Below are 14,037 nucleotides of genomic sequence, written 5' to 3' on the forward strand. Positions count from 1 at the left end.
TTTAAAATGTTTAGTTTAGTTTTTAGCAAGTTTTGTAATTTTCGGTTGTTCAACTTTGATAAAGTAAGTCAAAATTGCTGCAAAAACATACAAAGCGGCATATGTCCATAACACACCTGAAACTCCCCAAATACCAATAACGAGTCCTGCTATAATAGCAGCAACGCTTTGGCTTAGAGAGGCTGATAAGTTATAAATAGAGACTGCGGCTCCTTGGTGATTAGGTTCAAGAGTTGTGAAAACGGCTGTCATTGGTACGAAGGCTGCGACAGTGATACCTAATAGAACAGCAGGAATCATGGCTGCATAATAATTATGACCAAAATAAATAGGTACATAATAGAATGATAAGCAGGAGAATATACCACAAAAACATCCAACCCAACGAACTTGTTTTAACCAACCAATATGATCCCCCATAATTCCCCATAAGATATTGGTGAAAATGGTAATGGTTAAAAATAATGCCCAAATTTGTTGCCATTCTTCATTTGAAAATCCAAGGCCAGCAATGTTATGTTTTGGATCACCTTCCAAGAACCAAGGCATAATAATTGCAACACCAAATAAAGGAATTGTATTAATAATTCGAATTAACGCAGACATAAAAATATATTTATTGGTAAATAAAATTGTGATTGCCTTGGTAAGTTCGTGTAATTTTTCCGAAGTGGATAAATTGGCCTTATCCTCAGATATTTTAACTTTGCGTAATGTGAAAAGTGCCAGCAACCCACCAACGGCAACCCAAATTAATGCTAGCCATAACGTGCCATGTTCACCAATTGATGTATTGGTAAATCCAGGAAGTAACCCACCAATTGTTCCTAGACCAATTGAATACGCGGCCCAAAACCAACCCATTGCTGTGGAAATCTTACTTGCTGGAAGGTTGTGTATAAGTAAAATAATAAAAGAATAGATAAATAAAGGATATCCAAATCCACGTAATCCATAAAAAATAACGATTAATGGATAGCTATGCAGACCTATTCCAAGAGTCATAAATAGAATATGGAAAATAACCCATATTGCAAAGCCTGTGAACATTGCTTTTTGAGGTGTAATGATCTCTGCAATAACTCCAGAGCTCCACGCAGCAATTGCGGCAGCAAAAGCATAGACGGTAAAAACAAAGGTTGCTTGCTCTTGGGAAAAACCCATATTCGTAATATATTTGGATAGGAAAGCCAGTTCAAAACCGTCTCCCGCCATAAAAATGGCAATGGCAATATAGCCCCAAATTAATGTTGCAGGCATAAAACCAAATAAGATTTTTTGTGAGTTCATAAGATGCTCTTTGACAGATGAAGTCCATTAGAAAAATTAGCAAATTCATGCGTAAAAAAAGGCAACACTTAATCTGTGTTGCCTTATGAGCATTATTAAAAATTACTTTTTAAAGTTATTTTTCCAATTTCTCATTTTTTCAATTGTTTGACGCATCAAAGAGACAAATTCTGGTTTCCCAGCGATGCTGCCAAATAATGCTTTATCCCCTGCAAACTGTGCAATTGGATCTTTACTATCAAGCATTGTGTGCATTGCTTTTGCATCTAGGATGCCGTCTTGGTATTCATAAGGAATATTTCCTTTGTGCCACTCTTCTAGGAACACATAGAATAAAGCTGGAAGTACAGCTGTTGCTTTTGGTTCAGCACCACGTTCGTAACATTCTACAAGCGTTGGGGTAATAAACCCTGGAAGTTTAGATAATCCATCAGCTGCAACACGTTGATTAGTATCTTGAATATCTGGGTTACTGAAACGTTCTAATACTACATCTCGATATTTTTCAAGATCTAATGGGCATGGCGTTAAACAGGGAATGACATCTTCAGTAACATAATTCCATGCCAATTGTTTAATTTCAGGGGTTTGCGTACCTTCATGAATATAATTCAATCCAACTAAGGTTCCTGCCCAAGCAATACAACTGTGGCTAGCATTTAAGATGCGAATTTTTGCTTCTTCATAAGGTTGAACATCTTTAACCATTTCTGCACCGACCTTTTCAAGATCTGGGCGGCCATCGATAAATCTGTCTTCAATAACCCATTGAATGAAAGCTTCACCCATAACAGGGGCTTTATCATCAACACCTGTTTCTTTTTTTACACGAGGAGCAAGGTCAGCAGCAGGACGCGGAACAATACGATCAACCATATCATTCGGAGATGTGGTGTTTTTCTTTACCCATTCAAGTAATTCTTGATCTTTGCAAAGTTCAAGAAATTGTAGGAATCCATGTCGAAAACGATCCCCATTATGACGTAAATTATCGCAGCTTAACAAGGTAACAGGATTACCATTTTGTTTAATACGTTCTTTTAAAATTGCTCGTAAAGCGCCATAAATTGTACAAATTTTACCGCTGAGTTCTGTTTGAATATCAGCACTGTTGGGGTCTAAATTGTGACTTGTATCTAAATAATACCCACCTTCGGTTACTGTAAATCCGATGACTTTAGTTTCTGTTTTTGCACCTTGTTCAATCAAGGAAGTCATTTTTTCATCCCAATGTAGAACTTTAGCAATTGAGGTGATTTTTTCGTATTTACGTACACCTTGTGGAGTAACGGTTTCTAAAATATATTCGTTATTTTGTTGTGAAAGAGCGGTAAGAAGCGGTACAACATCATTGCGAATACCACCTATGGCAATTTTCCACTGATCTGCTGAGGAAACCTCTTGTAATAAACGGTGTAAGTACCAAGCTTGGTGAGCACGATGAAATGATCCAGCACCAATATGCATCCATATATTTGTCATGTTCTTAAATCTTTTTAAAAGTAAAATTAGTATGACTTAAACTATATGACAATTTCGTGATAGACAGTAATGTTTTTTTGCCTATCACACTGTTGTGATGTGTAAAAAATAACCTGACGAAAAGTAATCAGGTTAAAATACAGGTAAAGTTTATGTATCAGGTTATTATTTTTTATTATTCAGATGAGTTTTGACTTTATGTACAAAATTATCTTTTGGGGTATTCGTACACTCTTGAACTAAAACAGGAACGACTTTGGCAATTCCTTGTACATCTAATGTAGGATCTACAATTTTATCATTTTTTGTCACACCCTCAGCAAACGCGACAGCTGTTGGTTTAAAACTGTCATCTAACATCAAAAAATCTTGGCAGGTTAATTGCCCAACCGGTTTTACTTCTTGTTTTTTTTCTATAGCATTTGCAGTAGTTACTGTTCCGATAGATAAAATGCATGCAGCTAAGAATAATATTGGTTTTATCATTACGTAATTTCCTATTTGATTTTTAAATTAGATGTAATTGTTATTTATAATACTTTAGATAATAAATATTTTAGAAAAAAAAAGGGATAAGATTGATTATTTATTCTAAAAAATAATTAATTATTAATATTTACTTAATGAAAATATTAGAGATATAATATTTTTTTATGATATAATTTGACTTTAATCAAAAATCAATTTTGAAGTGTAAAAATGAAACTTGGAATTGCTATTACTACGTTTAATAGAGCCGAGCATATAATCAAACAAATTCGCCTTATTCGCAAATTTTCTTTGAATGAGTATGAAATAATTGTTTGTGATGATGGGTCGTCTGATAATACGCTTGATCTCTTAGAAAAGGAAAATATTCCGTATATTTCAGGTGTAAATAAAGGAGTTGCTTGGAATAAAAATAGAGGTTTGTATTATTTAGCTAATTATACATCTTCAGATGCTTTTTTATTACTTGACGATGATATTTTACCATGTATGTACGGATGGGACGTCGAGTGGTGTCAAGGAACATTACTTCATGGGCATATTAATTATGTTTCTGATTTTGTAAAACCTCAGGTGTCATTTGGTCAATGTATAGCTCAAAGCCCAGGATTATGCCCTGCGTTACAGGGGCCTGCTATTGGAATTAGTAAAGAGAGCTTCCCTCTGATAGGCTATATGGATAGCCGTTTTGGTCGTTATGGTCACGAACATACAGAATATACTAATCGTTTTATTAAAGCTGGATTTGGAGGTCTTATCCGAGAAGATAATTCAATATTATATGCGGTAATGAATAGTGGTTTGGAATTAAGTCTGCTTCCTTCAAATGGTAGTCCAGATGAGGCTAAGAAGAATGAGCATTTATTATATGGCCTTAATCAAGAATCTTTATATCGCCAACCCTGGTTTAACGAACAACAACGACATGAATTTTTATCTGAGTTTAAAGATTTTGGGCATAGAATTACAATACCAGAATGGGAGATTTTAAAGGATTTCGATCGTGAATTTTATCTAAATATGTATCCAGATGTTAAGGCAGCTGGTGTTGATCCTGCTAAGCATTATTATTTATATGGCCGTCATGAAAATCGAAAATATAAGCTAGATTAACACAATTAGAACAAAGACTGTGCTAGTCTTTATTTTGATTTGAATTAGCTAAGTTACTTTATAAAGATTATTTCATACATAGGGTCATAATATAATGAGCCATTATGTATAGCATTAGTTATTCTGTCTCTATGACAAACAAGATTTCTGACAATTTGAGAAAAATGTGTGTCATTTCGATTTTTAAGTGTTTTTGCCCAATATTTAGTTCAAAATTATGCTATATATAGTATTATAAGTAAAAGTTAGTCATTATGAATTTTAGAGTTATATATCCAATCTTTCTTTTTCTAGCAATAAGCGGATGTCACCATTCAGAAAATAATAAGGTGATTGGTATGCCAAACCCAGCATCTGTTTATTGTGTAGAATTACATGGAAAATCAATATTGATGAATAATCCACAGGGGCAATATGCAAATTGTAAATTGCCCAGTGGTGAACTAATAGAAGAATGGGCTTTATACCGAAGAGATCATTCTTTATCTAAATAAGCTAGGCACTCACTGTAAAACCGCACATCATGCCTGTATCTTCATGCTCCAGCAAGTGACAATGTGCCATATAGGCTCTTTTTTGATCAGCTAAATGATCAAATTTAACTAAGACCTCACTAGTCTTTCCTTCGACGTGAACAACATCTTTCCACCCAGCTCTGTGTGGCGCAGGGGGGGCATCATTTTCTGATAAAATACGGAACTGAGTGCCATGAATATGGAAAGGATGAACCATCATATCCCCTTTTCCTGATATAACCCATCTTTCATATTGTCCTTGCTTTACATTAAAAAGAGGTTGATTCATATGATAGGGAACGCCATTAATCATATTTCCAGCGTGGAAATTAAATGGTTGATCTGAATGTTGGGATACAGAATGCATATCATGTGCCATATCCATGTGATGCATGGAGTGTTGGCCATAACGATTTGAGAAAGCCTGCATGCCCAATATATCGAGTTTGGGGTTCATCATGAGATGTAGTTTGCGTTCGGGAATATGGCTCAACTCTGGAATTACAGATATATTCATTAAATGATCTGGAAGTTTTGTATGATGACTTTCCGAAGAAGGCTGTATAGTTAAAACAGGAACAGCTTGATTGAATGGAGCAAGTGTCATTCCCATTTGGTTCGTAGGTGTTGTGATAATATCAAATGCTTTGCCATCTGAAGTATTGACTAACACTTCAAAACGCTCTCCCATCCAAAGGGGAAGATGATCTAATTGGACAGGTTGTGGTAAAAAACCACCATCGCTGGCGATTACATAAAAAGGTCTGCCATCACTAGTAGCAAGATTTAACGTTCGTGCATTACACCCATTTAAGAATCTCAGGCGTAACCATCCTTTGGGTGCAATGTGTCGGGGATAGGATGCGCCGTTGGTAAGCATATGATTACCAAACCATCCCAAAGCAGCACTCATAATATCCAGCTTGTATTCAAATTGTCCTTGAGTATTAAATTGTCGGTCTTGTAAGATAACAGGGATATCATCTTTGCCCCAATTTGTAGGTAAAGGCAGTTTTTTGCTTTGTTCATCTTGTATTAAGACTAATCCTGCCAAGCCCATCGTAACTTGCTTGCCAGTTTGTCCATGAAGATGTGGGTGTACCCAACAAGTCGATGCTGGTTGTTGAAGGATAAAGTGAACGGTTTGGCTTTGTTTGGATGGAATTAAATCTTGGGGGCCACCGTCAGAAGATCCGGGAATAATTAATCCATGCCAATGAAGGGTAGTTGGATCGGGTAGTTGGTTATTAATTGTGACAGAGATTTTTTGATTAACATCTAATATCAATGCAGGACCCAGAAAAGCTTGATTGATTCCCCATGTTTTTGTCCGTTTACCATTGATAAATTGGCTGCTGCCCTCTTGTAAAGTAAGGTTTATATTACCCTGTGCGTCAGGATGTAATAGCGGTGGAATAGGCAAAATTGTTCTATCTTGTGTTGCCAATGCAGGATGATAGGGGAAAAGCCCTGTTCCAGCCATACCTAAGAGAGATGTTAGTTTTAAAAAATCACGACGGTTCATATTTTTAATCTTTTACATAAGAGTATGACAATAATACTCATAAGGTTTATTTTACAAATATTTAACTATTTTTATGGCAAATATGAGGTTGAATTTTCTTGATGACTGCATGATGCCATGGGATATATTTTCTATTCATAATATTATTCGAGTTAGGTTGAATATGTTCTGGAATATCACTTTCCTCTTTTATTTGACGGTGTTGCTATGGATCTGTGCAAGTAAGTTCAATATTAATGAGTTATTGCTGAGATCATTGCTGTAACTTGTCAAATTTGATGCGTTATAGGTCAAGGATTAACATAACCCAAAATGACACCATTAGTTAATATACACTTATCCAAAGCAATAATGTTGGTAATTAAATATCCTTGTAATTTAATGAGAAGTTCAGTGATGTCTAGAGTGCTTTTATTTTATTAACTCTTTCGATAAATACTAACTTCTTCGTTTAAATTAGCAGGGATAAACCCAAGGATTTTACCAAAAAAGGAAAGTTCCATTTCTAATACTTTTGTTAAAGTTTCCTCTTGTCGAAAACCATGTCCTTCTTCTGGAAATGTATAATAGGCATAAGGGATATGATTTTCTTTTAATGCGTTGATAATTGCTTCGGCTTGAGATGGAGGAACAACTTTATCTTTTAACCCCTGAAAAATAATTGAGGGAGATTTGATGTTGTGGATATGATTGAGGGGAGAGCGTTCTTTATAAATATGTTTTTCTTCAGGATACTTTCCAATTAATCCATCAAGATATCGTGCTTCGAATTTATGCGTATCCTCGGCCATGGCGGTTAAATCGCCTACACCATAAAGACAAGAACCAGCAGCAAATAATTGGGATTGAATTAAAGCAGTTAAAACGGTAAAACCACCCGCACTGCTGCCCCTGATTACAATTCGTTTGGGGTCGACTTTGCCTCGGTCAATCAGATATTGGCATGCATCAATACAATCTTGCACATCAAGAATGCCCCAATTTTTTTGTAAAGCATTACGATATTCTTTACCAAACCCTGTAGAGCCTCGATAATTTACATCAATAACGCTAAATCCTCGACTGGTCCAAAATTGAATGCGTGGTGAAAAAGCATTGGTTGTCTGTCCTGTTGGTCCACCATGAGCTAGTACGAGTAAAGGAGGGAGTTCTCCTTGGATAGAGCAATAGTCTTTATTGGTCGGAGGATAAAAGAAGGCATGGGCTTTTTGACGGTCTTGCGTGGAAAAACAAATAGGCTGACCATAAGAGATATCTTTTTGGTCGAATTTAATAGAGGTTGCTTGAGCTAATATATGCTGCTTGCCAGCTGAATCTTGCATCATGATTTGTGCGGGCCGATAAGGTGAGTTATTAATCCAAGCAAAACTGTTTTGATCTTGCAAAGGAACAGGGCAAGTATTGGGATAATCTAAATCAATAGGGGTAATTTTATTGTTGTTGATAAGAATTGTTTCAGCACAGCCATTGGTAATTTTTTGTGCAATAAAATGATTATTTTGGATGAAATACCAGCTTTGTTGTCCAAACACCCATGCAGGTAAGCCAATTTCAGCCTCCATAGGGGCAATAGGGGTTAATTGAAGATTAATTCTGTCAACTTGGTATAAATTCCAATAATTATTGCGATCACTACAAACAATTAACTGATTATCAGATGTCCAACCGGGTTGGATTAAAGATTCTTCTTGATCAATACCAGCAACGATTCTTTTATTTTCTAAGTGAGATGCTTGATTGATATGTGCGATACATAAACGGGTTGCTTCCCAAGGCATATGGGGATGATCCCATTCAATCCATGCTAGATGTTGTTGGTCTGGGGAAAGACGAGGGAAGCTGTAAAAATCTGCACCTTCTGTTATTATTGTTATTTGCTGAGGTGTAGATATAGACAAAGCAACAAGACTATTTTTGACCTGCTTTTGTTGATGACGTTCAGCCACACATAGAATATACTGGCCTTTGATTTGAAAATCGGCAAAGCGATATTGATCATTTTGAAAAATAAGAACAGGCTCTTGCTTGTTATCAATAAACCAAACAGATCCTGTCTTTTGATCGCTAAAAACAATTTGGTGATTATGAACATGATATGCCCCTCCACCATATTCATGCACTTGGCTACCCACTGAAAATGGAGAAAGTGTGATATCTTTAATCCCCTCTTGCTTATTCCATTTAACCAACACGGTTCGACCTTGCTCTGCTGGGCGACGTTCGAGCCAGTAAATATCATGATGATCCCTGGTTAGTTCTGAAAATATAATATTTTTTCCGTTAACAATTTGAGGGGTAAAGGAAGATATCCAGCTGCCGCATAAGCTTGGTGTTTTCAAATCAGTCATCAATACAACCTTTACAAGTATCTTTAAATTATCTGTTACTATTGAAATAATACTATATCATAAAAATAATTTGTAAGGAGTTACCTGATACAGATGATATTTATTTCTCGGTCAGTAAATTAAAAAGTAAATTATGGTTTATGACAGAGACTGATGTTTATTTTCGGGTTGGTCTGTGGAAAATGAAAAAAAGCATCTATAGCTTATAAATTAGCTGCTAGGGAAGCAGCTAACGCCAACAATGAAGTAAAAGATGTTATTTTTTGAATTCAGTCAATTTATAAATACATTACCATATATTGAAACAACTGAACGAGAAGATACGAGGAATGCTGTCTACCAATTGGTAAAAGAGTGTCATTTGGATATTTCAGAGGATCAAGTGAAGGAATGGTTTGATGAGGTAAAAGAATTTTAATAGAACCTTTTGTATGTCGTAGATATGTAGTTTTTGGTTTCATAAAGACAAATAATGAGGTAAAGCTATTTTAAATAACTCTATAATATATTGATGGGTATAGAACACTGGTAGAACAATTTATGGATTTTATCCGTGATTATAGTTATTACGGATATTTGCTTGTTGGTTTGGTGATTATGTTGGAAAGTATGGGGCTGTTGCTTCCTGCCGAGACATTATTGATTGCTGCTTCTATTTATGCAGCCTCTCATCAAAGTGGTTTAAATATTAATTTAATTGCACTTTCTGCAATTATTGGCGCGATTATGGGGGATAACTTTGGATATTTAATTGGGCATAAGATTGGATATCGTCTTTTAAAAAAATATGGCCCTAAATTTAAATTAACCCCAGAGCGTTTATTACTTGGTCAATATTTATTTAAGCATCATGGCGGTAAAGTTGTTTTTATTGGACGTTTTATGGTGCTGTTGCGTTTATTTACAGCGCTATTAGCTGGTGCTAATAAAATGCCTTGGAGGGGATTTATGTTCTATAATGCCTTGGGTGGCATAGCATGGGCTGGCGGATATAGCTATATTTCCTATTTCCTTGGTAAACAAATTTTACAGCTTGAAGGAACTATCGGAATTATATTAGGGGTTATTGGGGGTGTTATTTTACTCTCATTTATCTGGTTTATTCATAAAAATGAAAAGAGATTAATTGAACACGCTCAGAAAGAAGCTGAGCGTGAGTCTGCCGAGTTAGATCATAGTATAAATAATTAGACTTTTTTAAATATCCAAAAAATAGGCTGTCTACCTGCTTGATATGCTTTTTGTTCGTATCGCGTAGATGGCCAATTAGATGGGCGTTCAGACGTTTCTAAAACTTTTTCGAAATAAGACTGATTTCCCATGACCTCCAATACCCATTCTTGGTAAGTAGGATCATCACTGGCAACATGCCAATGCGCACCAGGACGTAAAATCCGATGTAACAAAGGAATACGATCAGGATGCACAAAACGTCGTTTAGAATGACGAGCTTTTGGCCAAGGATCTGGAAACATTAAAAAGAGTTTATCAATAGATTGATCTGGAAATTCACGAATTAAAATACGTGCATCTTCATTCCAAAGCCGTAGCATATCTGGAATGGGTGCTGTTTTTTCATCGTCAGTTTCATCTAATAGGTTCGATAAAAGCGAACAAACTCCATTTTCAAAAACTTCACAGGCAATATAACCAACATCAGGATTTGCACGGTGTCGGGCAATACTGTGTTCCCCACCACCAAAGCCAACTTCCATCCAGACTTCTTCGGGTATTTGACCAAAGGCATCTTTCGGATTTTTCAAAGCAGATTGTGGAAATTTTATTCTGGGTAGATAATCATCATATAAACGTTGTTGACGATCACGAAGTGGATGACCACGGCGGCGACCATATAAACGTTCAGTTGCGGGCTTTTCATTTTCTAATGAAAAGAGAAGCTCCTTCTCAGAGGAGCTTTTCTTTGTAGTATTCATAACAACCAGTCTTTACAAATTAACGATTGAACGCATTACGTAAAGTGTCAACAAGGTCAGCCTGTTCCCAAGTAAAATTATCTTTCTTGAGATCAGGCGTACGACCAAAATGACCATAAGCTGCAGTTTCTCTGTAAATTGGACGGTTCAAGCGTAAATGCTTACGAATCCCCCTTGGAGATAAATCCATCACTTCACGAAGAACTTTTTCGAGTTTTTCTTCATTAATATCTTTACCACTATTATGTAAATCAACATAAACAGATAAAGGATGAGAAACACCAATAGCATATGAAATCTGTAACGTACAGCTATCGGCAAGACCTGCTGCAACAATATTTTTTGCTAGGTAACGACAGGCATATGCTGCAGAACGATCAACCTTGGTTGGATCTTTACCAGAGAACGCCCCACCACCATGCGGTGCAGCCCCACCATATGTATCAACAATGATTTTACGCCCTGTTAATCCACAATCTCCATCTGGGCCACCAATAATGAATAGGCCTGTTGGGTTGACATAAAATTCATCTTCAGGACACATCCAGCCTTCAGGAAGTGTATTGGTGATTAGTTCACGTAATGTATCACGAATATCACTTTGTTTCATGGCTTCTTCATGTTGAGTTGACAACACAATAGAAGTCGCCTTAACAGGTTTACCATTTACATATTGTAAAGTAACTTGGCTTTTTGCGTCAGGAAGGAAACCTTTTCCTTTTGGATCACTGGATTTACGAAGATCATTTAGATTTTGTAAAATCTTATGAGCATAGTAAATTGGTGCAGGCATTAAGCTGTCTGTTTCTGTGGTAGCATACCCAAACATGATCCCTTGGTCACCAGCACCTTCATCTTTACCTTCCCCACTGTCCACACCCATAGCAATATGAGCAGACTGTGCATGAAGAAGGTTTAAGGCACTAGCATTTCTCCATGAAAAGCCCTCTTGATCGTAACCGATTTCTTTTACGGTTTCACGAGCCTTTTCAATAAGCAATTCTTTGGTAATGCTTTCTGGGCCACGAACTTCACCAGCCAAAATAATTTGGTTTGTGGTGACAAGAGTTTCACAAGCTACGCGAGCTTCTGGATCGGCTGCAAGATATGTATCCAATACGGCATCACTGATACGATCAGCAACTTTGTCTGGATGTCCTTCAGATACTGATTCAGAAGCGAACAGAAAATCGCTATTGTTTCGCATAATTTTTCTGCTATCCCATCTAATTAAATGTAAAAAAACGAATTTGTTAACAGACCCTTTTGTGACCTCTACGTCAAGAGCAAAAGTAAAAAAAACTTTGTTTATTGCACAGGATCAAGTCCCAAAACATGGGTCATACCATATAAATTTGCTGGTTTTCCTGCACTCCAAAAAGCAGAACGAACAGCCCCTTTGGCAAAAATACGACGATCAAATGCTTTATGAGTCAGGCTAATTTCTTCGACATCAGACAAGAAAAGAGCACTATGTTCCCCCACAATTTGTCCACCACGAAGGGCTGCAAATCCGATGGCACCTTCTTTACGGGCGCCAGTCACACCGTCACGCCCAGATTCTTTTACATCTTTAAGTTGCACATTTCTTGCTTTGGCAATAGATTCCCCAATAGCCAAAGCTGTACCAGAAGGGGCATCCACTTTTTGACGATGATGGGTTTCAATAATTTCGGCATCATATTGATTGGCAGGTAATGCCTTTGCCAATTCACCTGCAAGGCGCATCATTAATGTTACACCTGGTGAAAAATTCGCGGCTTGTATCACAGGTATTGTGCTTGCGGCTTCACGAATTAATCGTTGAGTTTCTTCATCAATTCCAGTTGTTCCCAAAACCCATGCAACATCGCTGTTTTTAAAGGCTTTGGCATGAGTTGCAGTAATCGCTGCATTGGTAAAGTCAATAATGACATCACTTACTTGGATCAGCGCATCAATAGTATCAAAGACTGGAATGGTATCAGATGCATTTTTGATATCTTTGGATAAAGATGTCCCACCTGATAAAATTGCGTTTTCTTGTTGTTGGACTTCTTCTACTAATAAACGCCCAACACGCCCAGTAATACCAGCAATACCAATTCGTAAAGGAGATGATGTCATTTTAAAACTTTCATATTAAGAAATAGAATTAAGATTTACCCTCAAAGAAATCTCTAACCTTGCTAAAGAATCCTGATGTTTCTGGGCTGCCGTGATCGTGTCCGTCTTGAGATTCATTTTCAAATTCTTCAAGAAGTTCTTTTTGACGTTTCGTAAGGTTTTGAGGCGTTTCAACTTTGACCTCAATATACATATCACCACGAGAAGAAGATCTTAATACAGAGAACCCTTTGCCACGGAGGCGAAATTGTTTGCCAGATTGTGTTCCTGTTGGAATTTTAACTTTGGTTCTGCCGCCGTCAATAATGGGAACTTCAATTTCTGCCCCCAATGCTGCTTGGGTCATTCTTACAGGAATACGACAGAAAATTGTTCCACCATCACGTTGAAATATTTCATGCGGTAATACACTCACATGAACGTATAAATCACCAGGTGGGGTGCCATTGCTGCCGGCTTCACCTTCACCAGCGATGCGGATTCGGGTTCCATCTTCAATTCCTGCTGGAATATCAATTTCAAGCTCTTTTTCTTGACTTTCCAAGCCAGTACCTTGACACTTTTTACAAGGGTTGCTGATGACTTGACCTGATCCATGACAGGTATGACATGGGCGTTCCACAAGGAAGAAACCTTGTTGAGACCTGATTTTCCCAGCACCATGACATGTCGGACATGTTTTACTACCTTGATTTTTATCTTCTGAACCCGATCCATCACAGCTTGAACAAGATTTCTTGCTTTGATATTTAACTGTTTTCTTTATACCTGAAAAAGCTTCAGTCAGTTGAATTTCTGTTTGAACTTGAATATCTGCCCCAGTGCGTCTTTGTCCTTGACCACCACGGCGCATCCCCATCATGTCGCCAAACATATCAAAGATATCACCAAAACCACCCGCGCCAAAACCACCAGCACCAGGTCCACCATTTTGGAAAGCATCATGACCATATTGGTCATAGGCAGCCTTTTTTTGCTCGTCTTTTAAAATGTCATAGGCTTCGTTAATCTCTTTAAACTTAGCTTCTGCTTCTGGATCCCCTTGGTTACGATCGGGATGATATTTCATTGCCTTTTTACGATAGGCCTGTTTTATTTCTACTTGGGTCGCAGTGCGGCTGATTTTCAGCACTTCATAATAATCACGTTTAGACATTGATACTCTCAAAACAACTTATTTTGGTGTATAATAAATTAGCCCGCCTTCGGAAAGAAGCGCGGGCCTCAAATTAATT

At 37.1% G+C, this 14,037-nt stretch carries 12 protein-coding genes; 3 read left to right on the forward strand and 9 right to left on the reverse strand.

Annotation, left to right across the window (positions count from 1 at the left end):
- Positions 1-15: 15 nt before the first annotated feature.
- From COMX_RS08195 to hdeA, 3 genes are all read right to left on the reverse strand, one after another.
- A complete protein-coding gene (locus tag COMX_RS08195) occupies positions 16-1,290 on the reverse strand; it encodes an MFS transporter (protein WP_034339782.1) in 1,275 nt (424 codons plus the stop codon).
- 102 nt (positions 1,291-1,392) lie between these two features.
- Complete coding sequence (gene dalD, locus COMX_RS08200; protein ID WP_034339786.1) at positions 1,393-2,772, reverse strand: D-arabinitol 4-dehydrogenase; 1,380 nt, start codon at positions 2,770-2,772, stop codon at positions 1,393-1,395.
- A gap of 165 nt (positions 2,773-2,937) precedes the next feature.
- Positions 2,938-3,258 carry an acid-activated periplasmic chaperone HdeA gene (gene hdeA, locus COMX_RS08205; RefSeq protein ID WP_034339789.1) on the reverse strand — a complete coding sequence of 107 codons (321 nt, stop codon included), beginning with the start codon at positions 3,256-3,258 and terminating at the stop codon, positions 2,938-2,940.
- A 213-nt stretch (positions 3,259-3,471) separates the two neighbouring features.
- Between hdeA and COMX_RS08210 the strand changes: the two genes are divergently transcribed.
- Positions 3,472-4,374 carry a glycosyltransferase family 2 protein gene (locus COMX_RS08210; protein ID WP_034339791.1) on the forward strand — a complete coding sequence of 301 codons (903 nt, stop codon included), beginning with the start codon at positions 3,472-3,474 and terminating at the stop codon, positions 4,372-4,374.
- Positions 4,375-4,712: 338 nt separating this feature from the next.
- Complete coding sequence (locus tag COMX_RS08215; protein ID WP_282024191.1) at positions 4,713-4,868, forward strand: putative hemolysin; 156 nt, start codon at positions 4,713-4,715, stop codon at positions 4,866-4,868.
- A 1-nt stretch (position 4,869) separates the two neighbouring features.
- Here the strand turns inward: COMX_RS08215 and cueO are convergent, their stop codons facing one another.
- A complete protein-coding gene (gene cueO / locus COMX_RS08220; RefSeq protein ID WP_034339797.1) occupies positions 4,870-6,414 on the reverse strand; it encodes a multicopper oxidase CueO in 1,545 nt (514 codons plus the stop codon).
- A 419-nt stretch (positions 6,415-6,833) separates the two neighbouring features.
- A complete protein-coding gene (locus COMX_RS08225; protein WP_034339799.1) occupies positions 6,834-8,762 on the reverse strand; it encodes an alpha/beta hydrolase family protein in 1,929 nt (642 codons plus the stop codon).
- A gap of 540 nt (positions 8,763-9,302) precedes the next feature.
- Between COMX_RS08225 and COMX_RS08230 the strand changes: the two genes are divergently transcribed.
- A complete protein-coding gene (locus tag COMX_RS08230; RefSeq protein ID WP_084051572.1) occupies positions 9,303-9,953 on the forward strand; it encodes a DedA family protein in 651 nt (216 codons plus the stop codon).
- Here COMX_RS08230 and trmB read toward each other — a convergent pair.
- The 4 genes from trmB to dnaJ all read right to left on the reverse strand — a co-directional run bounded on the left by trmB (position 9,950) and on the right by dnaJ (position 13,958).
- Entirely contained in the window at positions 9,950-10,696 is a 747-nt protein-coding gene (trmB, locus tag COMX_RS08235; RefSeq protein WP_034339802.1) for a tRNA (guanine(46)-N(7))-methyltransferase TrmB, read from the reverse strand. The two genes, COMX_RS08230 and trmB, sit on opposite strands and share 4 nt — an antisense overlap.
- Positions 10,697-10,715: 19 nt before the next feature.
- Positions 10,716-11,903, reverse strand: coding sequence for a methionine adenosyltransferase (gene metK, locus COMX_RS08240; RefSeq protein ID WP_034339804.1), 1,188 nt, complete (start codon positions 11,901-11,903; stop codon positions 10,716-10,718).
- Between the two features lie 101 nt (positions 11,904-12,004).
- A complete protein-coding gene (gene dapB, locus COMX_RS08245) occupies positions 12,005-12,802 on the reverse strand; it encodes a 4-hydroxy-tetrahydrodipicolinate reductase (protein ID WP_034339807.1) in 798 nt (265 codons plus the stop codon).
- Between the two features lie 28 nt (positions 12,803-12,830).
- Positions 12,831-13,958 (reverse strand): molecular chaperone DnaJ, encoded by a 1,128-nt coding sequence (gene dnaJ, locus COMX_RS08250; RefSeq protein WP_034339810.1) that lies wholly within the window; start codon positions 13,956-13,958, stop codon positions 12,831-12,833.
- Positions 13,959-14,037: the final 79 nt, after the last annotated feature.

This window comes from Commensalibacter papalotli (ex Servin-Garciduenas et al. 2014) (assembly GCF_000527695.1).
Lineage (GTDB): Bacteria > Pseudomonadota > Alphaproteobacteria > Acetobacterales > Acetobacteraceae > Commensalibacter > Commensalibacter papalotli.